General features: G+C 62.9%; 24 protein-coding genes. 14 read left to right on the top strand and 10 right to left on the bottom strand.

Annotation, left to right across the window (positions count from 1 at the left end):
• Window positions 1-49 precede the first annotated feature (49 nt).
• The 5 genes from HS968_RS03890 (at window position 50) to ureC (ending at window position 3,795) form a co-directional block, all read left to right on the top strand.
• Window positions 50-886 carry an urease accessory protein UreD gene (locus HS968_RS03890; RefSeq protein WP_182370233.1) on the top strand — a complete coding sequence of 279 codons (837 nt, stop codon included), beginning with the start codon at window positions 50-52 and terminating at the stop codon, window positions 884-886.
• A gap of 1 nt (window position 887) precedes the next feature.
• Window positions 888-1,190, top strand: coding sequence for an urease subunit gamma (gene ureA, locus HS968_RS03885; RefSeq protein WP_182370232.1), 303 nt, complete (start codon window positions 888-890; stop codon window positions 1,188-1,190).
• Window positions 1,191-1,193: 3 nt separating this feature from the next.
• Window positions 1,194-1,694 (top strand): GNAT family N-acetyltransferase, encoded by a 501-nt coding sequence (locus HS968_RS03880; protein WP_179623796.1) that lies wholly within the window; start codon window positions 1,194-1,196, stop codon window positions 1,692-1,694.
• 7 nt (window positions 1,695-1,701) lie between these two features.
• Entirely contained in the window at window positions 1,702-2,007 is a 306-nt protein-coding gene (locus tag HS968_RS03875) for an urease subunit beta (protein WP_106737244.1), read from the top strand.
• 87 nt (window positions 2,008-2,094) lie between these two features.
• Window positions 2,095-3,795 (top strand): urease subunit alpha, encoded by a 1,701-nt coding sequence (ureC, locus tag HS968_RS03870; RefSeq protein ID WP_182370231.1) that lies wholly within the window; start codon window positions 2,095-2,097, stop codon window positions 3,793-3,795.
• Window positions 3,796-3,875: 80 nt separating this feature from the next.
• Here the strand turns inward: ureC and HS968_RS03865 are convergent, their stop codons facing one another.
• The 7 genes from HS968_RS03865 to HS968_RS03835 form a co-directional block, all read right to left on the bottom strand.
• The gene (locus HS968_RS03865) at window positions 3,876-4,319 is read right to left on the bottom strand and encodes a hemerythrin domain-containing protein (protein ID WP_182370230.1); all 444 of its coding nucleotides are present in this window, start codon (window positions 4,317-4,319) and stop codon (window positions 3,876-3,878) included.
• Window positions 4,320-4,394: 75 nt separating this feature from the next.
• Window positions 4,395-4,661: a DksA/TraR family C4-type zinc finger protein gene (locus HS968_RS03860; RefSeq protein WP_182370229.1), complete on the bottom strand. Its 267-nt coding sequence runs from the start codon at window positions 4,659-4,661 to the stop codon at window positions 4,395-4,397.
• Between the two features lie 76 nt (window positions 4,662-4,737).
• Window positions 4,738-5,610, bottom strand: coding sequence for an isocitrate lyase/PEP mutase family protein (locus HS968_RS03855; protein ID WP_106737248.1), 873 nt, complete (start codon window positions 5,608-5,610; stop codon window positions 4,738-4,740).
• A 127-nt stretch (window positions 5,611-5,737) separates the two neighbouring features.
• The gene (locus tag HS968_RS03850) at window positions 5,738-6,739 is read right to left on the bottom strand and encodes a type II secretion system F family protein (protein WP_182370228.1); all 1,002 of its coding nucleotides are present in this window, start codon (window positions 6,737-6,739) and stop codon (window positions 5,738-5,740) included.
• Window positions 6,740-6,794: 55 nt separating this feature from the next.
• Window positions 6,795-7,553 carry a substrate-binding periplasmic protein gene (locus tag HS968_RS03845; RefSeq protein WP_182370227.1) on the bottom strand — a complete coding sequence of 253 codons (759 nt, stop codon included), beginning with the start codon at window positions 7,551-7,553 and terminating at the stop codon, window positions 6,795-6,797.
• 54 nt (window positions 7,554-7,607) lie between these two features.
• On the bottom strand, window positions 7,608-8,372 hold the full coding sequence (locus HS968_RS03840; protein ID WP_238338952.1) for a substrate-binding periplasmic protein: 765 nt from the start codon (window positions 8,370-8,372) through the stop codon (window positions 7,608-7,610).
• Between the two features lie 88 nt (window positions 8,373-8,460).
• Window positions 8,461-9,384 carry a substrate-binding domain-containing protein gene (locus HS968_RS03835; protein WP_182370224.1) on the bottom strand — a complete coding sequence of 308 codons (924 nt, stop codon included), beginning with the start codon at window positions 9,382-9,384 and terminating at the stop codon, window positions 8,461-8,463.
• 166 nt (window positions 9,385-9,550) lie between these two features.
• Between HS968_RS03835 and HS968_RS03830 the strand changes: the two genes are divergently transcribed.
• The 6 genes from HS968_RS03830 to HS968_RS03805 all read left to right on the top strand — a co-directional run bounded on the left by HS968_RS03830 (window position 9,551) and on the right by HS968_RS03805 (window position 14,491).
• Window positions 9,551-10,276 carry a VC0807 family protein gene (locus HS968_RS03830; RefSeq protein WP_106737253.1) on the top strand — a complete coding sequence of 242 codons (726 nt, stop codon included), beginning with the start codon at window positions 9,551-9,553 and terminating at the stop codon, window positions 10,274-10,276.
• A gap of 12 nt (window positions 10,277-10,288) precedes the next feature.
• Window positions 10,289-10,726 (top strand): YqaA family protein, encoded by a 438-nt coding sequence (locus tag HS968_RS03825; protein WP_182370222.1) that lies wholly within the window; start codon window positions 10,289-10,291, stop codon window positions 10,724-10,726.
• A gap of 237 nt (window positions 10,727-10,963) precedes the next feature.
• Window positions 10,964-11,941: a lysylphosphatidylglycerol synthase transmembrane domain-containing protein gene (locus HS968_RS03820; RefSeq protein WP_182370220.1), complete on the top strand. Its 978-nt coding sequence runs from the start codon at window positions 10,964-10,966 to the stop codon at window positions 11,939-11,941.
• Between the two features lie 147 nt (window positions 11,942-12,088).
• Window positions 12,089-13,354 (top strand): Hsp70 family protein, encoded by a 1,266-nt coding sequence (locus HS968_RS03815; RefSeq protein WP_182370219.1) that lies wholly within the window; start codon window positions 12,089-12,091, stop codon window positions 13,352-13,354.
• A 173-nt stretch (window positions 13,355-13,527) separates the two neighbouring features.
• Complete coding sequence (locus HS968_RS03810; protein ID WP_182370218.1) at window positions 13,528-14,061, top strand: hypothetical protein; 534 nt, start codon at window positions 13,528-13,530, stop codon at window positions 14,059-14,061.
• 4 nt (window positions 14,062-14,065) lie between these two features.
• Window positions 14,066-14,491, top strand: coding sequence for a bleomycin resistance protein (locus tag HS968_RS03805; protein ID WP_182370217.1), 426 nt, complete (start codon window positions 14,066-14,068; stop codon window positions 14,489-14,491).
• A gap of 36 nt (window positions 14,492-14,527) precedes the next feature.
• Here HS968_RS03805 and HS968_RS03800 read toward each other — a convergent pair whose 3' ends face one another.
• Window positions 14,528-15,427 carry an AEC family transporter gene (locus tag HS968_RS03800; RefSeq protein WP_182370216.1) on the bottom strand — a complete coding sequence of 300 codons (900 nt, stop codon included), beginning with the start codon at window positions 15,425-15,427 and terminating at the stop codon, window positions 14,528-14,530.
• Between the two features lie 275 nt (window positions 15,428-15,702).
• Between HS968_RS03800 and HS968_RS03795 the strand changes: the two genes are divergently transcribed.
• Entirely contained in the window at window positions 15,703-16,344 is a 642-nt protein-coding gene (locus HS968_RS03795; protein WP_182370215.1) for a DUF4148 domain-containing protein, read from the top strand.
• A gap of 50 nt (window positions 16,345-16,394) precedes the next feature.
• Here HS968_RS03795 and HS968_RS03790 read toward each other — a convergent pair whose 3' ends face one another.
• Window positions 16,395-17,471 carry a fatty acid desaturase family protein gene (locus HS968_RS03790; RefSeq protein ID WP_407681641.1) on the bottom strand — a complete coding sequence of 359 codons (1,077 nt, stop codon included), beginning with the start codon at window positions 17,469-17,471 and terminating at the stop codon, window positions 16,395-16,397.
• Complete coding sequence (locus tag HS968_RS03785) at window positions 17,468-18,556, bottom strand: ferredoxin reductase (protein WP_182370213.1); 1,089 nt, start codon at window positions 18,554-18,556, stop codon at window positions 17,468-17,470. Before HS968_RS03785 ends, HS968_RS03790 begins: the two co-directional genes overlap by 4 nt.
• A 145-nt stretch (window positions 18,557-18,701) precedes the next feature.
• On the opposite strand from HS968_RS03785, the gene HS968_RS03780 reads away from it, so the two are divergent.
• Both HS968_RS03780 and ureE read left to right on the top strand, forming a co-directional pair.
• Complete coding sequence (locus HS968_RS03780; protein WP_182370212.1) at window positions 18,702-19,337, top strand: TetR family transcriptional regulator; 636 nt, start codon at window positions 18,702-18,704, stop codon at window positions 19,335-19,337.
• Between the two features lie 163 nt (window positions 19,338-19,500).
• Window positions 19,501-20,001: an urease accessory protein UreE gene (ureE, locus tag HS968_RS03775; protein WP_182370211.1), complete on the top strand. Its 501-nt coding sequence runs from the start codon at window positions 19,501-19,503 to the stop codon at window positions 19,999-20,001.
• The last annotated feature ends 23 nt before the right edge of the window (window positions 20,002-20,024 follow it).

Raw genomic sequence — 20,024 nt, 5'->3', positions numbered from 1 at the left:
CTCTTGCTTGCCCACTCGGTCAACTATCCTGCGGAACACCTGCCCTACTATGAATCTGCCTGCCGCCCTGTTCACGCCAAGCTGGCCCGCCGAGCTGGAGCTGGCCTACGCACGCCACGGCGAACGCACCACTCCAGTGCAAAGGCGTCACCTCGGCCCTCTTAGAGTGCAGAAGCACCTGTATGCCGAAGGGCCGGAAGTCTGCCAGCACATCATCGTTCACCCGCCTGGCGGCATCGCCGGTGGCGACCGCCTGGATATCAGCGCCCACGCCGGCGAAAACACCTGGGTGCAGCTCACCAGCCCCGGAGCAGCCAAGTGGTATCGCGCGGCCGGTGTCGCGCGTCAGGATCTGCGCCTGCGCGTCGACGCCGGCGCCACCCTGGAATGGCTACCGCAGGAAACCATCATCTATGCCGGAGCCCAGGCCGAACTGCATACGCAGATCGATCTGCACGGCGACGCCCGCCTGCTTTACTGGGACATCGTCGCCCTCGGCCGACCCGCTGCCGACGAGCGTTTTGCCAGCGGCCACTTCCAGGCCGCACTGGACGTTCGTCGCAATGGCAAGCTGCTCTGGCACGAGCGCCAGCGCGTGGCCGGCGGTGATGGCCTGCTCGACTCGCCCATCGGTCTGAATGGCCAGCCGGTGTTCGCCACCCTGCTGGTCAGCGGTGAGGTGGACAGCGACCTGCTGGAGCGCTGCCGTGAGCTGAAGATCGACGGTGTGCGCGGTGACCTCAGCCAGCTTTCGGGCCTGCTGGTCGCGCGCTGCCTGGCCAGCGAAGCACTCAAGGCCCGTGCCTGGCTGATCGAACTCTGGCGCCTGCTGCGCCCTGCCCTGCTCGGCCGTGAGGCCGTGCCCCCGCGAATCTGGAGTACCTGAGATGGATTTGTCGCCCCGCGAGAAAGACAAACTGCTGATCTTCACCGCTGGCCTGGTGGCCGAGCGCCGCCTGGCCCGTGGCGTGAAACTGAACTACCCGGAAGCCATGGCCTACATCTCCGCCGCACTGCTCGAAGGCGCCCGTGACGGCCAGACGGTCGCCGAGCTGATGCACTTCGGCACCACCCTGCTGGCCCGTGATCAGGTGATGGAGGGCGTACCGGAGATGATCCCGGAGATCCAGATCGAAGCCACCTTCCCTGACGGCAGCAAGTTGGTGACCGTCCACCAGCCGATTGCATAAGTCATGAGTTATTCCATAGCCGACGCAGGCGAAGCCGATCTACCTGGCATCCTCGCCATCTACAACGATGCCGTGGAGTACACCACGGCGATCTGGAACGAGACCCTGGTGGATTTGGCCAACCGCCGCGCCTGGCTGGCCGAGCGCACGGCGGCCGGCTTTCCGGTGCTGGTGGCGCGTGACGCCGCAGGCCTGGTGCTTGGCTATGCCAGCTATGGCACCTGGCGCACCATCGAAGGCTTTCGCCAGACCGTCGAGCATTCGGTCTACGTACGCGCCGACCAGCGCGGCCAGGGCCTCGGCCCGGCGCTGATGCAGGCGCTGATCGAACGCGCCCGTGCCGCCGACCTGCACGTCATGGTCGCCGCCATCGAGTCCGAGAACACCGCCTCGATTCGCCTGCACCAGCGCCTCGGCTTCGTCACCACCGGGCAGATGCCCCAGGTCGGCCGCAAGTTCGGCCGCTGGCTGGATCTGACTTTCATGCAACTGATTCTGGAGTGAGCACCCCATGATTCCCGGCGAATACCAGATTGCCGACGGCGAGATCGAGCTCAATGCCGGTCGCCGTACCCTGACCCTGTCCGTGGCCAACAGCGGCGACCGGCCGATCCAGGTTGGCTCGCACTACCACTTCTTCGAAACCAATGACGCCCTGCTGTTCGACCGCGCCAGCACCCGTGGCATGCGCCTGAATATACCAGCCGGCACCGCCGTGCGTTTCGAGCCGGGGCAGAGCCGTGAGGTCGAGCTGGTCGATCTGGCCGGTGCACGCCGGGTATTCGGCTTCGCTGGCCGGGTCATGGGCGATCTTTGAGACACAAATTTTCGTAGGGTGCGCCATGCGCACCACAAGCAACGCGGATAACAACGGTGCGCACGGCGCACCCTACGGGACGAACCAATGAAGATCAGCAGACAAGCCTACGCCGACATGTTCGGCCCCACCGTCGGCGACAAGGTGCGCCTGGCCGACACCGACCTGTGGATCGAAGTGGAGAAGGACTTCACCACCTACGGCGAAGAAGTGAAATTCGGCGGCGGCAAAGTGATCCGTGACGGCATGGGCCAAGGCCAACTGTGTGCCGCCGATGTGGTCGACACCCTGATCACCAACGCGCTGATCATCGACCACTGGGGCATCGTCAAGGCCGACGTCGGCCTCAAGGACGGGCGCATCGCCGCCATCGGCAAGGCCGGCAACCCGGATATCCAGCCGGACGTGACCATCGCCATCGGCGCTGGCACCGAGGTGATCGCTGGTGAGGGCATGATCCTCACCGCCGGCGGCATCGACACCCATATCCACTTCATCTGCCCACAGCAGATCGAAGAGGCACTGATGAGCGGCGTCACCACCATGATCGGTGGCGGCACCGGGCCGGCCACCGGCACCAACGCCACCACCTGCACCTCCGGGCCGTGGCACATGGCGCGCATGCTGCAGGCCGCCGACGCCTTCCCGATGAACCTGGGCTTCACCGGCAAGGGCAACGCCTCGCTGCCCGAGCCCTTGATCGAGCAGGTCAAGGCCGGTGCCATCGGCCTCAAGCTGCACGAGGACTGGGGTACCACCCCGGCGGCCATCGACAACTGTCTGAGCGTGGCGGATCAGTACGACGTGCAGGTTGCGATCCACACCGATACGCTGAACGAGTCCGGCTTCGTCGAAACCACCCTCGGCGCGTTCAAAGGCCGCACCATTCATACCTACCACACCGAGGGTGCCGGCGGCGGTCACGCGCCGGACATCATCAAGGCCTGCGGCTTCCCCAACGTGCTGCCGTCCTCGACCAACCCGACGCGCCCGTTCACCCGCAACACCATCGACGAGCACCTGGACATGCTGATGGTCTGCCACCACCTCGACCCGAGCATCGCCGAGGACGTAGCCTTCGCCGAGAGCCGTATTCGCCGCGAGACCATCGCCGCCGAAGACATCCTCCACGACCTCGGCGCGTTTTCCATGATCAGCTCCGACAGCCAGGCCATGGGCCGCGTCGGCGAGGTGATCACGCGCACCTGGCAGACCGCCGACAAGATGAAGAAGCAGCGCGGCCCGCTGCCGGAGGACGTGCCCGGCAACGACAACTTCCGCGCCAAGCGCTACATCGCCAAATACACCATCAACCCGGCGATCACCCACGGCATCAGCCACGAGGTGGGCTCCATCGAAGTGGGCAAGTGGGCCGACCTGGTGCTCTGGCGCCCGGCCTTCTTCGGCGTCAAACCGACGCTGATCCTCAAGGGTGGCGCCATCGCCGCCAGCCTGATGGGCGACGCCAACGCCTCGATTCCAACGCCGCAGCCGGTGCACTACCGACCGATGTTCGCCAGCTACGCCGGCAGCCGCCATGCCACCAGCATCACCTTCATCAGCCAGGCAGCGTTCGACGCTGGCGTGCCGCAGCAGCTCGGCCTGCGGAAGAAAATCGGCGTGGTCAAAGGCTGCCGCGAGGTGCAGAAGACCGACCTGATCCATAACGGCTACCTGCCGAACATCGAGGTCGATGCGCAGAACTACCAGGTCAAGGCCGACGGTCAGTTGCTCTGGTGCGAGCCGGCCGAAGTGCTGCCGATGGCACAGCGTTATTTCCTGTTCTGAGTTACCTGGCGGGTTTCACCCGCCCTACGGGTCATGTGTAGGGCGGGTGAAACCCGCCGTTGTCATTGAGGCTAGCCCATTCAGGAGGCCTGCTTCATCTCGTCGTAGGCACTCAGGTAGTCACCGGCCAAGCGCTCTTTCTGCTTGTCGCTGAGCAGCTTCCCGGCCATCTGAAAGAAGGTGCGCTCCTCTTCCTTGAGATGATGCTCGACCTTCTCCGCCAGCGCTTTGGCTTGCGCCAGCCAGCTCGGACTGCTGGGGTCGGTCTCTTCCAGATCCTCGATCATTTCGTCCATCTCGTGATGCTCGGCAATGGCATGGCGCGACAGGTCGACACCTGCATCCTGCTGCATCAGGGTGATGTAGAAATGCCGCTCTTCGGCCACCGAATGCACGGCCAGTTCCTGCTTGAGCTGAGAGAACAAGGCGTGGCGCTCGGCGCTGTCACCACGGGTGGCGATCAGTTTCTGCGCCAGTTCGCGCTGGATATCGTGGCTGATGCGCAAGGCTTCGAAAATCGTCATACAGGCACCTCTTCCTGAGTCACGGTCGTAGTAGCACTAGACCGCCAGTTCATGGATAGGTGCCACGCAGGCGGGTCAACGTAGTTGACTGTCCTTGCTGCCGCGACGGTTGTAGCCCGTGAAAGCGGCGTTCTCCCGGTCGTGCTCGGCCTGACAGTTGACGCACAGGCGCACGCCGGGGATCGCCTGACGGCGGGCCTCGGGAATGACCGCATCGCACTCCTCGCAGCGACGCAGGCTCTCACCTTTCGGCAACTGGCTACGAGCACGCGCGACGGCGTCCTCGATGCTGCTGTCGATCTGCTCCTGTACCGCGTCGTCGTTCGCCCAACCACTGGCCATGCTCAACCTCCTCGCACTCACCGGACAGATATGCGCCCGGGGAATGCGAAGTGCAAGTGCTGCACGTCGAGGGAGGCTATTCGCGGACTTCCATGAACTCCTTGGCCCAGAGAATGTAGTCCTCGGGCATGGTGTACTTGTGGGTCAGCTCGGTGGCATTGAGGTCGCACGGCTGGGCACCGCGCTGCTCGCGCAGGCAGTCGTAGGTGGCCTTGATCGCAGCGAAGTAGGCGGCATGGCCGTTGACCACGATGCGTACGCCCAGGCGTGCCAGGCGCTCGTTGTCGCGCAGCTCCGGGTTGCCGTAGGTGACCAGCATCAGCGGCACCTTGAGGCCTTCGGCGATCTGCTCCAGGTGGGCGAAATCCTTGACCCCGACCAGGCAGATGCCGTCGGCACCGGCGGCCTCGTAGGCACGGGTGCGGCGGATCACTTCGTCCACCTCCAGCACGCCGGCGTGGGTACGGGCGATGATCGCCAGATCCGGATCGACGCGGGCCTCCAGTGCCGCGAGGATCTTGCCGACGCCTTCCTCGATGGAGATCAGGTCGGTGGACTTGCGGCCGAACTGGGCCGGCAGCAGGGTGTCTTCGATGGTCAGCGCGGCGACGCCGGCGCGCTCCAGTTCGACCACGGTGCGCATCACGTTGAGCGCGTTGCCGTAGCCGTGGTCGGCGTCGGCGATCACCGGCAGGCGCGCGACACGACCGATGCGCGCGGCCTGCTCGACGAACTCGCTCAGGGTGATCAGGGCGAAGTCCGGCGCGCCGAGCACCTGCAGTGAGGCGACGGAGCCGCCGAGGATGCCGACCTCGAAGTCGAGGTCGGCAGCAATGCGAGCAGACATCGGGTCGAAAACCGAAGCGGTGTGATAACAGCGGTTGGAAGCCAGCAGGGCACGAAAAGCGCTGCGCAGCTCATGATGGGATGCACGTTGAAGGATGGGCATGGGGCGTATTCCAAAGTCAGTTGAATCGCTTTTTTCTCTTTTTAGTAATGGCGTAGACGCGGCGAATGCTAGCGCAAGGCACTTGCGCCCAGCTTTCAACTCATCGACGTGATCGATGACCAGCAAATTATCGGCCAGCCAGGCCCTCGGGCAGCGTGGGAAAGAATCCAGCCCCCGTGATCAGGCTATGCGCCATCCACCCGGCCACCGCCAGGTAGAACAGACGCGGCAACCAGATCGCCAGCGATTGCTGGCTCGCGGCCAGCTGCTGCGCCTGTATCCGGGCAAAACGCAGCAGCGCCTCTCCTGGCCGGCCGGTCGCCTCGCCGGTATTGAGGGCAGCGACGAGCATGGATTTCCCCTGCAGGGGCAGAGCGTCGAAGGCACGTGCCAACGACTGGCCGGCTGCGACCCGTGGCGCTAGATTGGCGAAATCCCGCCGCAGACGAGGATTGCTCAAGGTACTGCAAGCACGCGGCAACGCATCGAGCACCGGCATGCCCGCTTCCAGCAACAGCCCCAGGCTGTCGCAGAAATTACGCAGATCAGCACGGCGCTGCAGGCTGCCAAGCAGCGGCAGGGACAGTAGCAGATCATCGATCCACCCAGGCCCGACGCCCCGCCGCTGCTGCCAGCGCCGCCACAGACTACGGGCAGCGACATACAAGATCAGCAGACAGAACAACGGCAGCAACACAGCAGCCAGGTATCCACCCAACCCAAGCGCACCACCGACCAACGCGGGGAGCGGCTCGACCAGCAGCGCCAGAAGCAACACGCCGACCGGCATCAGCAAACGTGCGTTGAGCTCGCTGGCTTGCCGTGCCTGGGCAGCGTAACGCTGCGCAAGTTGTTCGTGCACGAGCGCCAGGTTTCCGGCCTCCTGACCTGCGCGCAGTAGGGCGGTTTCCAGTGGCGTGAATACGCCACTCAACTGGCCAGAACTCGCCAGATCACGTCCGCCCGCCACCGCCTGTCGCAGGCGCCTGAGGGCCTGATCGTAACGAGCCCCCAACTGCAAACTGGCCAGAGCCTGCTCCACCGGCACACCTGCCCGCTCCATCACGCCCAGGTGCTCGAAGAGGCGGGCGCGGCTGGCAAGATCGAGTGAAGGTGGCGTGCGAGGCATGATGGAAATTCGACGAGGAGGAAGATCACAGATTAGCGATCCGTCGGATTACTCGCTATGGCTGCAGCGGTGGCAACTCGGCCTGCGGTAGCCAGCGCCGGAGAATGGCGGCCAGGCTGCCGTCTTCGTGCATCTGGCGCAACGCCTGCTGCCAACGTGCGACCCGTTCGGCCGACGTGGGCAGCGAGAAGGCGATGTAGTAGGCCGAATGCATGAACGGCACATGCGCGGTGACATCGGCGGGGGTCAACCCGACACTGGCCAGCTCGCCAGCCAGCGTCAGATCTTCGGTGGCAATCAGCTGCACCCGACCATGCCTGAGCATGGTCATCATCTGCCTGGAGTTGGGCACGCCGTAGAGGTTGTCGAATCCATGGGCACCGAGAATCTCGAAGGTGTACCACTGCTTGGGCAGCGCCAGCGGCCCGCTGGCAGCTGCCTGCGCCATGCTGTCGATATTCAGACTGCGGGACTTCAGCGAGTAGAAACTGGTAGTACCGACCACGATCGGCCCCACCCAGTGGAACCGGTCTTCACGCTCCGGCGTACGCACGGTGAAAAACAATGCGGTATCGGCCTGCTGTTGGGCTAGATGCATCGCACGCGTCCAGGGCAGCAACTCGATATTGGCGCTGTCGCCGGTACGCGCCAGCAGGGCCCTGACGACCTCCACCGACAGGCCGCTCAACTCACCATCGCGCATGAAGCTCATGGGCGGTGCATCCTCGGTGAACAAACGCAACTCGGCCAGCGCTGGCATACACAGCGCAACCAAGCAGCAGGACAACAATGAGCACAGCACCTGACGCGTCATCCACCCCTCCCATCCGTTGCAGACTAGCAAGCACGGAGGAGATCCGCAGGCAACTCAATCGACATTGAGCAAATCGGCAATGGTCTGCTCGTCGGCAGCCGGAAACCAGTACCGATAGAGCCGTTCCAGGCTGCCGTCCTGGCGCATCTGCTGCAATGCCAACTGCCAGCGTGCCACCCGCTCGGGATCGGTCTGGGGAGAGAAGGCGATATAGGAGTCACTGGGCATCAGGTCGAACTGCTCCTGCAGCTGTTCGGCGCGCATGCCCTGTTCGGCCAGCATGCCGTCAAGCGTCAGGGTGTTGGCGAGCAGCAGTTTGACCCGGCCATGGCGAAACATGCGCAGCATGTCCTGTGGGGTCGGTACGCCATAGAGATTGTCCAGCCCCTGCTCGGCCAGCAACTCGTAGCTGTACCACTGCTTGGGCACCGCCAGAACCCCGACCTGTCGCAGCTCCTGCAGACTGCCGATGCTGACAGCGGAGTCCTTGAGGCTGTAGAAGCGCGTCTGACCGCGTGCAATCGGCCCGACCCACTGGAACAAAGCCTCGCGCGGCGGCGTGCGCACGGTAGCGAACAGAGCCGTATCGGCTTGCTGGCGCACCTGATGATAGCCACGCGTCCAGGGCACCAACTCGATAAGTGCGGAATCTCCCGTACGCCGGATCAGCTCCTCGACCACGGCCACAGCCATACCACCCGGCTTGCCGTCTTCGAGGTAACTGAATGGTCGGTAGTCTTCGGTATACAGACGCAACTCGCTGGCACACAGGATCATGCTCAGGCTGCAAAGCAGCCACAGAACACCTGCCCTGCACATCTCGATCATCGCTCGCCACCGTCTACGGCGCGCCCTACAGCCCATTCAGGACGCCCACGGCAGTGATCATAAACGGCAGGCTCGCCCATCACCAAGGCCGTTCTGGCACGGCATGCCCAAGCTGATCCGCGCCTCGCAGCACTTTCGGCTCCAGCAGCAATTCAAAACGCGAGGCCGCAGGTTCACCGCGCAAAGCCCTGTAAGCCAGGCGCACCGCCTGCTCACCCATGGCCAGCGGTTGCTGCAGCAACAACGCCTGAATCTGCCCCTTCTGCAGCGCTTCGAATAACAGGTCACCGCCATCAAAGCCGACGAAGTTCAGCTGTCCAGCCCTGCCCAGTTGGCGCAAGGCCGCCAGTGTGGCGCGAGTGCTGGTGCCGTTGGGGCTGAACAAACCATCGAGCTGCGACAGGCGCTCACCGATTGCATCGACGATGCTCTGCCGGTCATCGCCCAGGTAGGCATCGAATACCACCTGCAAACCAGCGGCCTCGGCTGCCATGAGAAACCCACGCTCGCGCTCTTGCGTAGAGTGCAGATTCTGCCGCAGACGCAACAAGGCGACCCGACCCCGACCACCCAGCAGGTCGGCCAACTGCATTGCGGCCAGTTGCCCGGCAAGGAAGTTGTCGGTAGCCACCAGGGCGTAGGCCCCTTCGCCACCGATATCACGGTCAACGTAAACCGTGGCGATACCCTGCTCGCGCAACGCAGCGACTCGCCCCGCAATAGCCTCACCAGCTGGCGCGATGACCAGCGCTTTGCAACCGCGCGCGACGATCCGCTCGATCAGTTGCAACTGCACCTCGACGCCACCCTCCTGGCTGGGGCCGCGGGTGTATAGATCCAACTCGAGTTCTTCCACAGCCCGACGCGCGCCAGCTTCCAGCTCAGTCCAGAACGCCGAAGCGCCAGCCGGCACCAAACCCACACAGTCACGCGCCCAGCTCGGCACTGGCGACAACGCAGCCACGCCCAGCAGCAGACAGAACAAGGAGGTGACTCTTGGCATGCTGAACTCCCAACCCACGCCATCACTTTAGCATCACCCCACAAGACCATGACGCCTGTCGCCAAGCTGTCGACTCATACTTTTTCACACTCGATGCCGACGGTCGGGCTAGCTCTGTCGCGCCAGGCAGGCGATCATCTGGCCTCCTACGCAGACTCCAGCCGCTATGACCGCCACTACAGACAGCCGTACCCCGACGCACAAGCCCCGTCCTCTGATCGATCTGGCCATCAGCATCCTGATTCCCTCCTTCATCCTGATGAAGCTCAGTGGCGAACACCGCCTGGGTGCCGACGGCGCGCTGATCCTGGCGCTGGCCTTCCCCCTGGCCTGGGGCGCGTTCGAATTGATCAAGTACCGCAAATTCAACTTCATCGCCCTGCTCGGCCTGATCAGCGTCGCACTGACCGGCGGCATCGGTCTGCTCAAGCTCGATACCCAGTGGCTGGCGGTCAAGGAAGCGCTGATCCCTGGCCTGATCGGCATCGCCGTGCTGGTCTCGACTCGCACCCGCTATCCGCTGATTCGCACCCTGCTGTTCAACAAATCGGTGCTCAATGTCGACAAGATTCACGAGCGCCTGGAACAGGGCGGCCATGTCGAGCACTTCGAGACACGGCTGATGCGCGCCACCTACTGGCTCAGCGGTACCTTCTTCTTTTCCTCGTTCATGAACTACGTGCTGGCCAAATGGATCGTGATCAGCCCGGCCGGTACCGAGGCCTTCAACGACGAACTCGGGCGCATGACCCTGCTCAGTTATCCGATGATCGCCATTCCATCGATGATCATGCTGATGACCATCTTCTACTACCTGTGGAAAACCATTAACGGCCTGACCGGGCTCAGCCTGGAAGAGATCATGGCCAATCCCCAGGAGCGCCAGTCCTAACCGGCTGATCCCATGCTGGCCGCTTCCGCCTATCTGGGCCTGTTCCTTTCTGCCTTCTTCGCCGCCACCCTGCTGCCGCTGCAATCGGAGGCGGTGCTGGTGGCGCTGCTGCTCGGCGGCGCTCATGCCACCTGGGCGCTGCTCACGGTTGCCACCGCTGGCAACGTGCTGGGTTCCTGGGTCAATTGGCTGCTCGGGCGCTCCCTCGAACACTATCGTCAGCGGCGCTGGTTTCCGGTCAGCGACGCGCGCCTGCAACAGGCGCAGACCTGGTATGCCCGCTATGGCCGTTGGTCACTGCTGCTAAGCTGGATGCCAGTGATCGGCGATCCACTCACCCTTGTGGCCGGTGTGATGCGCGAACCGCTGTGGCGTTTTCTGCTGATCGTCACCCTGGCCAAGGCCGCGCGCTACGCCGTACTGGCCGCCATCACCCTGGCCTGGATCTGAGCCGATGACTCGCTCGCGGATATCCACACCCCCCGCGAGGACATACTCGGTAACGCCGCAAATGCGCATAGCGGTTGAGCATCTGCCGCGCCTCCGTGATACTGCGCAGCGCGCTGAGCGGGCATGACACGTCCGCGCGCCCGCATAACCGGCCCACAAAGCCGATGAACAGTAGCCTCGATAGGGGCGTACGGCCCGTCTTCACCGCCTCATGGGCCTATCGAGTGAGGAGTTGCAGTGTCCGTTGTTGAAGCCAAACCCAAACTGAAACGCAGCGATCTGATCTGGTCGCTGATTGGTCTTGGCGCCGTAGTGCTGTCCTGCTTCCTGCTCTACCGCGAATTGCGCAACATCTCCCTCGACGAGATTGCTGACAGCCTGCGCGCGATCAGCCACACCAATTGGTTGCTGGCAGCAGGCGCCACGCTCGGTGCTTATTGGGCCCTGGCCTGGTACGACCGCATCGCCGTCGCCCACCTGGGCCGCAAGATCTCCTGGCGCTTCATCACGCTCTGCTCCTTCACCACCTATGCCCTGGCCCACAATATCGGTGCCTCGGTGTTTTCCGGTGCCGTGGTGCGTTACCGGGCCTACCGCACCAAAGGTCTGACACCGCAGGAAATCGGCATCCTGATCGTGTTCTGCTCCTTCACCTTCGCGCTCGGCACCATCTTCGCCAGCGGCTGCGTGCTGATCGCCCAACCCGACCTGATCCACCGCGTGGTCGACGTCACACCGCTGATTTCCATGATCATCGGTTCGACCCTGCTGACACTGGTCGCCCTCTACGTGCTCGGTTCCTGGCGCCAGTTCAAGCCCTGGACACTGGGCAAGCTGCATGTCGAATACCCACGCCTGCCCATCGTTGGCCGCCAGTTGCTGGCAGGCCCGCTGGAGCTGCTGTGCGCGGCGGCGATCATCTATTTCGCCCTGCCGGCCGATAATCATCCCGGTTATCTGGTGGTGCTCGGCGTGTTCCTCGCTTCCTTCTCCCTGGCTCTGTTGTCGCATGCACCGGGCGGGCTTGGCGTACTGGAAGTGACCTTCCTCGCCGCCCTGCCGGAAATTCCCGCAGCCGACGTACTCGCCGCACTGATCGTGTTCCGCGTCTTCTACCTGCTGCTGCCCTTCGCCCTGTCACTGCTGGTGGTACTGGGTTTCGAATGGTCGCAGTGGAAACAGAAGCGCGAAGAGAACATCGACCTGCCATCCTGACCCTGCGCGAAAGAGCGGCGCAAACCGTCGCTCTGACATAGAATACGCGGCCGTTTTTGTCGGCCTCCTGTAACAGGCCGTCACCTTCCGGGTCGTCGCGATGCGACGTCTTCATTCTTCCCGGTAATTTTTCTGGCGGCCTGCATCATGTCCTTTTCCACTCCCGCCCGCGCCTGCGGCATCGACTTCGGCACCTCCAACTCCACCGTCGGCTGGTTGCGCCCCGGCGAGGACAGTCTGCTGGTACTCGAAGACGGCAAGATAACCCTGCCCTCGGTGATCTTCTTCAATACCGAAGAGCGCCGCCCGGTCTATGGTCGCCTGGCCTTGCACGAGTATCTGGAAGGCTACGAAGGCCGCCTGATGCGCTCGCTGAAAAGCCTGCTGGGCTCCAAGCTGCTGAAAAGCGAAACCACCGTGCTCGGCAGCGCCCTGCCGTTCAAGGATCTGCTCGGTTTCTTCATCGGCGAGCTGAAGAAGCGTGCCGAAGCCCAAGCCGAACGGGCCTTCGAAGAAGTCGTGCTGGGCCGCCCGGTATTCTTCGTCGACGACGATCCGGTGGCCGACCAGGAAGCGCAGAACACTCTGGTCGCCGTGGCACACAAGCTCGGTTTCAAGGACGTATCGTTCCAGTACGAGCCCATTGCTGCCGCCTTCGACTACGAGTCGGGCCTGGATCGTGAGGAGCTGGTGCTGATCGTCGATATCGGCGGTGGTACCTCCGACTTCTCCCTGGTACGCCTGGCCCCAGAGCGCCATCACCTGGCCGAACGCCAGGGCGATATTCTCGCCACCGGCGGCGTGCACATCGGCGGTACCGACTTCGACAAACAACTGTCGCTGGCAGGCGTCATGCCGCTGTTCGGCTATGGCAGCCGGATGAAGAGCGATGCCTTCATGCCCACCAGCTACCACCTCAACCTGGCGACCTGGCACACCATCAATGCGCTGTACGCGCAGAAGACCCAGCTCGCGCTGCAGAACATGCGCTATGACATCGTCGATGCCACCGGCATCGACCGCCTGTTCGGCCTGATCGAACAACGCGCCGGACACTGGCTGGCGATGCAGGTGGAAGAAAGCAAAATCGCCCTCAGCGAAGAGGACGCACGCCCTATCGATCTGTCGCGCGTCGAGCCGGGCCTGGTTGCCGAGCTGACCCGTCCCTTGTTCGAAAACGCCATCGAGCCACTGCTCGAACGCATCCGCGCCAGCCTGAATCAGCTACTCGCCGATGCCGGTATCAGTGCCGACCAGGTCGACACCCTGTTCTTCACCGGCGGCTCCAGCGGCGTACCCGCGCTGCGCCAGAGCGTGGCGGCCATGCTGCCGAATGCGCGCAGCGTGGAAGGCAACACCTTCGGCAGCATTGGTAGCGGCCTGGCTATCGAAGCCAAGAAACGCTACGGCTAACGATCTGCTGCGCGTCGGCCCTGCGGCGTTGAAAGTAAGCTCGGAATGCTCATGTACTTAAGTACACTCCGCTTCCTCGCTTACTTTCGCCTTGCAGGGCTCTAGCTCGCGAGATCGTATTCATTCACGCCTGTTACGCTTTGTCCCCAACTTACCAACCGAGGAATAGCGAGATGAAAGCCCAGCTGGAAGAACTGATCGCCAAGATAAGCTCCGGCTGTCTGCCCGAGGACGAGATTGCGCGCATCGCTGACGAGGCCGCACAGGCCTATGCCGACCCAGCGGCCTTCCTGGCTGCCAATCCGGACATCAACTATGACGATGACTTCCCCATCCCTCTGGGCGAATGGGTAGTGATCGGCAGCCTGCCGGAGACTGTGCTGTTCCAGGCCGATAGCTATGAAGAGCTGTTCCAGCGCATCACCGAGTCCTTCGGCCCACAGGTGCAGTTCGTGCTCAAGCCCAAGCAACTGGCCAAGACCGAACCGCTCAAGGCGCTCAATCGTATCCAGGTACAGCTCTCGGCGCTGTCACCGGAAACCGGCGGCTATGTACTGGTGGATCTAAGCGAGCCACTGGATGACGAGCTACAAGCCGTGCTGGTGTATGCCAACGACCTGCAACGGGTGATGGAGCTGGCGGTCGAGGTGGGAATCTACGCCGCGCCGTCGCTCGAAGCGCTGAAAGCAGCTCAGGCTGACGAATAAAGCCATGTTCCGGCCCTTGCCTGCACTGACCCCGGAATTACTGGTGCACAACCTGTCCACCAGCCTTGGCTTTTATTGCGACTTGCTGGGCTTCAAGGTTCTGTTCGAGCGTGTAGAGCAGGGGTTCGTCGCGATTGGCCTGGGAGAGGCGGCGCTCATGCTGGAGCAGATTGCCGACAACCAGGACAACGATGATCCCTGGGTCGTCGGCCCACTCGATGCACCATTGGGCAGGGGCATTAATCTGCAGATAACCGTGGATGACATTGAACGGCTGCACCAGCGGCTGCTGTCCTCAGACCAACGCCTGAGACTGCCGCTGGAAGACGTGTCTTACCAGGCAGGGGCTCAATTGCTGAACGTGCGCCAATTCATGCTGCAGGATCCGGATGGTTATCTGCTGCGCTTCAGCCAGATCGTCAAAGGCTGAGCCCTCCCCCGCGGTCAAGGTCGGAGAGCACGACCTTCAGATTCCCATCACCATCATCCACAACGGCAGCGTCACCGCCGACAGCAGGGTCGACAGCGAGATCGCGGCGCTGACGCTGCGGTTGTCCTCGGCCGTACGGCAGAACGCCATGACGTTGACGCCACTGGGGCAGGCTGCCAGCAGCACCAGCACCGTACGCGCCGAGTCGTTCAAACCTGGCAGCAGACCGCTCAGCAGCCAGACCATGGTCGGGAATAGCGCCAACTTGGCGAAGGTCAGCCCCCAGGCCTCCGTCGTCGGACGCAGGCGATAGCGCGACAGACTTGCGCCGAGCACGATCAGTGCACAGGGCAAGGCCGCTTGTCCCAGCCAGGTGACCACACGCCAGAGACTGTCCGGCACCACCAGCCCAGAGATATTGAGCAGCGCGCCCAGTAACAGACCGATGATCATCGGGTTGGCCAGGTTCTTCAGCAGCGCGCGGCCATCGACGCGCTCCTGGCTGCCGAAGGCGGCATAGAAACTGTGCAGGGAAAACAGCGTCAGGCTGTGCAGCATCAGGATGGCAAAGACATAGACCAGCCCATCGCTGCCCATCAGGCTGGCGATCAGCGGAATGCCCACCAGCACGTTGTTGGAGAACGCCGCGACCAGCCCCAGCGGGGAAGCGCTGCCACGACGCCAGTGGGCCAGCACATTGACCAGAGTGAATACCAGCAGCACCGGCAGGTAGTAGGCCAACAGCAACATCGGCGAAAGGCCTTCGGCCAGCGAAGCCTTGGCGATGCCGGCGAACAGCAGCGTCGGCATGAACAGTTTGAAGGTGATGTTGGCCAGCCCCGACGCCGACTCAGCCGTGAGCCACTGGCGCCAACCCAGCAGGTAGCCGAGAACGATCAGAGCGAAAATCGGCAGAATTGCCTGTGCCGCGAGCATCGGTGAACCAGCCTCCGGTGTACTGCAAAAAGGGCACGGATCGATGACGCCCCATCAAAAGTCGCCAAGCATACGCGCGCCCGAGCCCCTGCGCGACACCATGAGAACTCTCCGACGCGTACTTGATGGCGCACCAGAAGCCACGTCCTAGAGCCTTCCAATCAAGTATTGAGGGCATCGATGTTCACTATCAGGTCAGTCAAGTTCTTATCTGGGCCCAGGTCTTCAACAATTGATCCCGTAGCCACTTCTTACCCCACACGGGAGACACCGACATGAAAACCAAACTGACCCTGACCGCCCTGGCCCTGAGCATCCTGACCACCAGCGCTTTCGCGCTGCCAAGTAGCGCACCGGCACCTCTGGCTGGTGAGGCCAAAGACAACAGCCAGCAATCCAGCATCCTTAGCACTGTTGCAGATCGCGGTTCCGACCGTGTCATCGAACGCATGATCGACCGCAACAAGAGCAATGTCGTGGCCGATGGTGGTTCTGACCGCGTCATCGATCGCATGATCGACCGTAACAAGAGCAACGTCGTCGCTGATGGCGGCTCCGACCGCGTTATCGAACGCATGATCGAGCGCAACAACGCCAACCTCGTTGCTGACGGCGGTTCTGACCGTGTCATCGATCGCATGATCGACCGCAACAAGAGCAATGTCGTCGCCGATGGCGGTTCCGACCGCGTTATCGAACGCATGATCGAGCGCAACAATGCCAGCCTGGTTGCTGACGGTGGTTCTGATCGCGTCATCGATCGCATGATCGACCGTAACAAGAGCAACGTCGTCGCCGATGGCGGTTCCGACCGCGTCATCGAACGCATGATCGAGCGCAACAACGCCAACCTCGTCGCCGACGGCGGTTCTGATCGTGTCATCGAGCGCATGATCGAGCGTAACAAAGTGGTCTGAAGCCAGACCAATCTCCAAAGCCCAGCACGAGCTGGGCTTTTTCATTTCTGTTACCCAGCAACCGGTAAACGATAGATCCAGATCCGCCGCAGCACCGTCCAGAACTGACCCCGTAATGTTCCGCAGTTGTAATGCTGACCATAGCGCTCGGCAATCAAGCGCACCTCGCGCGCCAGTTCGGCATAACGCCGCGCCGGTAGATCGGGGAACAGGTGATGCTCGATCTGATGGCTGAGGTTGCCGGTGAGAACATGCAGCAACGGCCCGCCAGAAAGGTTGCTCGAACCGCGCAACTGGCGCAGGTACCAGTGCCCACGCGTTTCCCCCTCGAGAATTTCGGGCGCAAACACCGCCGCCTTCTCGGTGAAATGCCCGCAGAAGATCACCAGAAAAGTCCACAGGTTGCGCAGCAGGTTAGCCACCAGATTACCGGTCAGCACGGCCAGCGCATTGGCACCGAGGAGCAAGGCGAGCAACGGAAAAACCAGGTAATCCTTCACCCATTGCCGCGCCAGTTTGGCGCCGAACTGACGCGCCAGTGGCCGTACCTCCTCCTTGCTGATCCGTCCCTTGACCAGCTTGTCCAGACGCAGATGCTGGATCGCCACGGCGTACTGAAACAGCAGCGCCTGAATCGTCACCCACAGCGGCTGCCAGCGATAGAAGGGTTTCCAGCGCTGCTCCGGGAACAACCGCACCACGCCATAACCAACGTCGTCATCCATACCCAGCACATTGGTGTAGGTGTGATGGATGTGGTTGTGGGTGTGCCGCCAGAAATCGGCCGGCCCAACGATGTCCCACTCATACTGGCGCCCGGTGAATTCCGGGTCGTTCATCCAGTCGTACTGGCCATGCATCACGTTATGGCCCAGCTCCATGTTCTCGAGGATCTTGCCCAGCCCCAGCAGCAAGGTGCCAAGCAGCCAGGTTGGCGGGAACCAGCCCAGCATCAACAGCGCACGACCACTCCAGCAGCACAGCCGCACAACACCTCGCACGCGCCGGATGTAACGGGCATCGGCCTCGCCCAGGTCGTCCAGAGTGCGCTGGCGCAGCGCGTCCAGCTCTCTACCGAATGCGTCGAGCTCGGCGGCATTCAACTCGCGATCAGGACGGGTATTCACAGGTCGATCTCCACATCCCCATGCGGGGCGCTGACGCATAAACGAATGGGCTGCCCTGGCTCGGCAAACAACGCGCCGCTGCGCAGATCGCGCACGGTGCCGGCCAGCAGCGTGCAGGTGCAGCTGGCGCAGATACCCTGCCGACAACCATGCGCAGGACGCAGGCCGTTGGCCTCGGCTTGCTCCAGCAGACTCAAGGCGCTGCTGCCCAAAACCTGCTGGCGGCTGCGAGCGAAACCAAGACGAACCTCACCGCCCGCTTCGACAGGCTCCGCGCGTAGCGGGGTGAAGCTTTCCAGTTGCAGGCTGCCGCCACGCTCGCTGGCCAGCCACCACTGACGCAATTGCGCGACGAACCCACTCGGGCCGCAGCCAAGCAGATGCACACCTGGCAACTCGGCCAGTTTTGCCTCATTGAGCCGACCGTCCGCCTCGCCACTCAATGCCCAGCGCAGTTGCAGGTTGGGATGACGCTCGGCCAGCGCCTGCAACTCCTCGGCATAGGCCCGCTGAGCGCGATAGCGCACCTGATGCAGCAACGTCACCGGCGCACTGAAACCACGCGCCAGGGCATCGCGCAGCAAGCCAAGCAGCGGTGTGATGCCGCTACCGGCAGCGACCAGCAACACTGGCCGGGCATCGTTCGGCCAGTGCAGCTCGCCAAAGGCCTCAGTCAACTCCAGTACCTGGCCCACCTCGAGGCGGTCGAGCAAGGTATTGGACATACGGCCGCCGGGATGGCGCTTGATCGCCAGCTCGATACGACCATCGGGCTTCACTGCAGTCAGGCTGTAACTGCGCCCATGGCGTACGCCATCGAGCTCCAGATAGAGCTGCACATGTTGTCCGGCGCGCCAGCCACGGGCATTGCCATTGCAGCGCAGAGTCAGCGCCAGCATGTCTTCGGCGACCCAGCGCCGCGCCTCGACACGTGCCAGAACCCGATTCAGGCGCAGAGCGAGATGGATAAAGCGCAGGACGAGATCGACATCGGCCTCGCGCAGCCAGCCATTACCGCACAGATAGCGCAAAGGCTGCAGCGAAGCGCCGAGACGACGAGCGAGAGACAGGGGAAGCAGGGCCATCGTGAGTTTCCAGTGAACAACTGTTCACAATGCTCGCAGGCACTCGCCACTCAGTCAACAGTCGTACACTGAAATGCATGATGTGGTTCGACGCTCTCCACCCGCATTTGCTAGAGTGCGCCTTCACTCAATGACCCGATTTCGCATGACGCCACGCTCCGAACAGAAGCAGCAGACCCGCCAGTCCCTGATGGACGCCGCCCTCACCCTGATGGAGAGTGGCCGCGGTTTTGGCAGCCTGAGCCTGCGTGAAGTGACGCGCGTCGCCGGTATCGTGCCGACCGGCTTCTATCGCCACTTCGCCGACATGGACGAACTGGGCCTGGCGCTGGTGGCGGAAGTCGGCGAGACCTTCCGCGCAGCGATTCGCCAGGTGCGCCGCCACGAGTTCGAGATGCGCGGCATGATCGACGCCTCGGTGCGCATCTTCCTCGCCGAGGTCGCCGCCAACCACGGCCAGTTCCTCTTCCTCGCACGCGAGCAATACGGCGGTTCGAAGCCGGTGCGCCAGGCCATTGCCGCCCTGCGCGAACGCATCACCAGCGATCTGGCAGCCGACCTCAAGCTGATGAACCGCATGCCGCACCTCGACGACGCGGCGCTCGACGTGGTGTCGGATCTGGTGGTCAAGACAGTATTCGCCACCCTGCCCGAACTGATCGATCCGCCCGCTGAAACCCTGCCTGCGCATCTCACAGCCGAGGCCAAGGTCATTCAGCAGTTACGCTTCATCATGGTCGGCGGCAAGCACTGGCAGGGCCTGGGCAAGCCCCCCAGCTGAAACGCACCACAATTGCGCACGCACACCTGAAACGCACCAAATAAATCCTGACCACTTTGCCAATTTATCCACAGGCCGCAGGAATGCGCTGTCTTGCGCCACTCTGCGGCCTTGGCAAGCCACTTGCACTATTTCCGGGCACACTGCCTTGGAATAGATGCACATGCTGGTGATCCACTCTCGAATCGAGCCGCAGAACACTGTCGACGCCGAACTGGAACTGACTTTCGAAGCACGCAGCAAGACGCGCCTGCGCTGCTTCAGCACAAGCGGCGAAGAAGTCGGCCTGTTCCTCGAACGTGGCCAGCCGGCGCTGGCCGATGGCGAATGCCTGCAAGCCAAGGACGGCCGCGTAGTGCGCGTACGGGCCAAGCCCGAGCCACTGCTGCACGTCACCTGCACCAGCCCCTTCGAGCTGATGCGCGCCGCCTATCACCTGGGCAACCGTCATGTCGCCCTGCAACTGGGCGACGGCTGGCTGCGCCTGCCCGACGACTACGTGCTCAAGGCCATGCTCGAACAGCTCGGCGCCACCGTCGCAGCCATCGAAGCGCCCTACCAACCCGAGCAAGGCGCCTATGGCGGTGGTCACCATCACTCCCATCACGGCGACGAGGAGTTCAACTACGGCCCGCGCCTGCACCAGTTCGGTGTGCGCAAGTGAGCCGAGCCACGCCAACTGAGCGC

Origin of the sequence: Pseudomonas berkeleyensis, assembly GCF_014109765.1 — a bacterium.
In the GTDB taxonomy this organism is placed as follows: Bacteria; Pseudomonadota; Gammaproteobacteria; order Pseudomonadales; family Pseudomonadaceae; genus Aquipseudomonas; species Aquipseudomonas berkeleyensis.
Note: the sequence above shows the minus strand (reverse complement) of the source record. Positions and strands in the feature narration are given on the sequence as shown.

Excerpts from the sequence above, each read along its gene's own strand:
- HS968_RS03780 (WP_182370212.1), top strand. The coding sequence starts at position 18,702 with ATGACGCCACGCTCCGAACAGAAGCAGCAGACCCGCCAGTCCCTGATG.
- HS968_RS03825 (WP_182370222.1), top strand. The coding sequence starts at position 10,289 with ATGCTGGCCGCTTCCGCCTATCTGGGCCTGTTCCTTTCTGCCTTCTTC.
- HS968_RS03850 (WP_182370228.1), bottom strand. The coding sequence starts at position 6,739 with ATGCCTCGCACGCCACCTTCACTCGATCTTGCCAGCCGCGCCCGCCTC.
- ureC (WP_182370231.1), top strand. The coding sequence starts at position 2,095 with ATGAAGATCAGCAGACAAGCCTACGCCGACATGTTCGGCCCCACCGTC.
- HS968_RS03805 (WP_182370217.1), top strand. The coding sequence starts at position 14,066 with ATGTTCCGGCCCTTGCCTGCACTGACCCCGGAATTACTGGTGCACAAC.
- HS968_RS03890 (WP_182370233.1), top strand. The coding sequence starts at position 50 with ATGAATCTGCCTGCCGCCCTGTTCACGCCAAGCTGGCCCGCCGAGCTG.
- HS968_RS03835 (WP_182370224.1), bottom strand. The coding sequence starts at position 9,384 with ATGCCAAGAGTCACCTCCTTGTTCTGTCTGCTGCTGGGCGTGGCTGCG.
- HS968_RS03840 (WP_238338952.1), bottom strand. The coding sequence starts at position 8,372 with ATGTGCAGGGCAGGTGTTCTGTGGCTGCTTTGCAGCCTGAGCATGATC.
- HS968_RS03875 (WP_106737244.1), top strand. The coding sequence starts at position 1,702 with ATGATTCCCGGCGAATACCAGATTGCCGACGGCGAGATCGAGCTCAAT.
- HS968_RS03880 (WP_179623796.1), top strand. The coding sequence starts at position 1,194 with ATGAGTTATTCCATAGCCGACGCAGGCGAAGCCGATCTACCTGGCATC.
- HS968_RS03785 (WP_182370213.1), bottom strand. The coding sequence starts at position 18,556 with ATGGCCCTGCTTCCCCTGTCTCTCGCTCGTCGTCTCGGCGCTTCGCTG.
- HS968_RS03795 (WP_182370215.1), top strand. The coding sequence starts at position 15,703 with ATGAAAACCAAACTGACCCTGACCGCCCTGGCCCTGAGCATCCTGACC.
- HS968_RS03845 (WP_182370227.1), bottom strand. The coding sequence starts at position 7,553 with ATGACGCGTCAGGTGCTGTGCTCATTGTTGTCCTGCTGCTTGGTTGCG.
- HS968_RS03865 (WP_182370230.1), bottom strand. The coding sequence starts at position 4,319 with ATGACGATTTTCGAAGCCTTGCGCATCAGCCACGATATCCAGCGCGAA.
- HS968_RS03830 (WP_106737253.1), top strand. The coding sequence starts at position 9,551 with ATGACCGCCACTACAGACAGCCGTACCCCGACGCACAAGCCCCGTCCT.
- ureE (WP_182370211.1), top strand. The coding sequence starts at position 19,501 with ATGCTGGTGATCCACTCTCGAATCGAGCCGCAGAACACTGTCGACGCC.
- HS968_RS03860 (WP_182370229.1), bottom strand. The coding sequence starts at position 4,661 with ATGGCCAGTGGTTGGGCGAACGACGACGCGGTACAGGAGCAGATCGAC.
- HS968_RS03815 (WP_182370219.1), top strand. The coding sequence starts at position 12,089 with ATGTCCTTTTCCACTCCCGCCCGCGCCTGCGGCATCGACTTCGGCACC.
- HS968_RS03800 (WP_182370216.1), bottom strand. The coding sequence starts at position 15,427 with ATGCTCGCGGCACAGGCAATTCTGCCGATTTTCGCTCTGATCGTTCTC.
- ureA (WP_182370232.1), top strand. The coding sequence starts at position 888 with ATGGATTTGTCGCCCCGCGAGAAAGACAAACTGCTGATCTTCACCGCT.
- HS968_RS03810 (WP_182370218.1), top strand. The coding sequence starts at position 13,528 with ATGAAAGCCCAGCTGGAAGAACTGATCGCCAAGATAAGCTCCGGCTGT.
- HS968_RS03855 (WP_106737248.1), bottom strand. The coding sequence starts at position 5,610 with ATGCCCATCCTTCAACGTGCATCCCATCATGAGCTGCGCAGCGCTTTT.